At 49.2% G+C, this 1238-nt stretch carries 1 protein-coding gene; it reads left to right on the top strand.

Annotated features, from left to right (window positions below; genetic code table 11):
• A partial coding sequence (locus D5281_RS24975; RefSeq protein ID WP_160562541.1) for a recombinase family protein occupies positions 1 to 1238 on the top strand: 1238 nt, incomplete at both ends.

The raw sequence follows: 1238 nt of genomic DNA, 5'->3' as shown, positions 1-1238 counted from the left end.
ACCGTCATAACAAAAGACCTTTCCCGTCTGGGACGTAATTATCTGAAAACCGGGGAGCTGATAGAGATTGTTTTTCCCGAATATGAAGTGCGCTACATTGCCATTAACGACGGTGTAGACACAGCAAGGGAAGATAACGAGTTTACCCCTCTGCGGAACTGGTTCAACGAGTTTTACGCCCGCGACACTTCAAAGAAAATCCGGGCTGTCAAACAGGCAAAGGCGCAGAAAGGCGAGCGCGTCAACGGGCAAGTGCCTTATGGGTACATAGCCGACCCAAATGACCGCAATCATCTATTGCCCGACCCGGAAACGGCGCACATTGTAAAACAGATTTTCGCTATGTATGTGCGCGGCGACCGTATCTGCGAAATTCAGAACTGGCTACGGGAACATGAGGTATTGACTGTTGCAGAATTGCAGTACAGGCGCACAGGAAGCCACAGGCACCCCCGCCCACACCCGAATTGTATTTACAACTGGCCGGATAAGACGCTCTATGACATTCTGGCGCGTAAAGAGTATTTGGGGCATACCATTACAGGCAAGAGCTATAAGGTATCTTACAAATCGAAAAAGACGAAGAAGAACCCGGAGGAAAAGCGTTACTTCTTCCCCAACACACACGAACCCTTGATTGATGAAGAAACCTTTGAGCTTGCACAGAAACGGATTGCCACCAAACACCGCCCTACAAAGGTTGATGAAATTGACATTTTTTCGGGGCTTCTCTTTTGCGGGGACTGCGGCTATAAAATGTATCTGCAACAGGGAGCCGGGACACTGGAACGCAAACACGCCTACACTTGCGGCAAGTATCGAAACAGGATAAGGACTGGCGAGCTTTGCACTACCCATTATATCCGAAAGAGCGTCCTTAAAGAACTTGTCCTTGCCGATTTACAAAGGGTATTGTCCTATGTGAAAGAGCATGAACAGGAGTTTATCGAAACCGCCAACGAGTGCAGCGCAAAGGCAGTACAAAAGACGCTGACGCAGCAACGGAAAGAGCTTGACAAGGCGCAGAGCCGGATTAGCGAGCTGAATATCTTGTTCCGCAAGCTCTATGAGGACAACGCTTTAGGGAAACTTTCAGATGAACAGTTTGCTTTTCTGACTTCCGGCTATGACGAAGAAAAAAAGACGCTGACCCGGAGGATTGCGGAACTGTCACAGGAAATTGACAACGCCACCGAGCGCAGCGCGGACGTGAAAAGGTTTGTCGCACTGGTACGCAA

Origin of the sequence: Parablautia muri, assembly GCF_009917485.1 — a bacterium.
GTDB lineage: Bacteria > Bacillota > Clostridia > Lachnospirales > Lachnospiraceae > Suilimivivens > Suilimivivens muri.
This window is presented reverse-complemented; position numbering and strand designations above follow the sequence as displayed.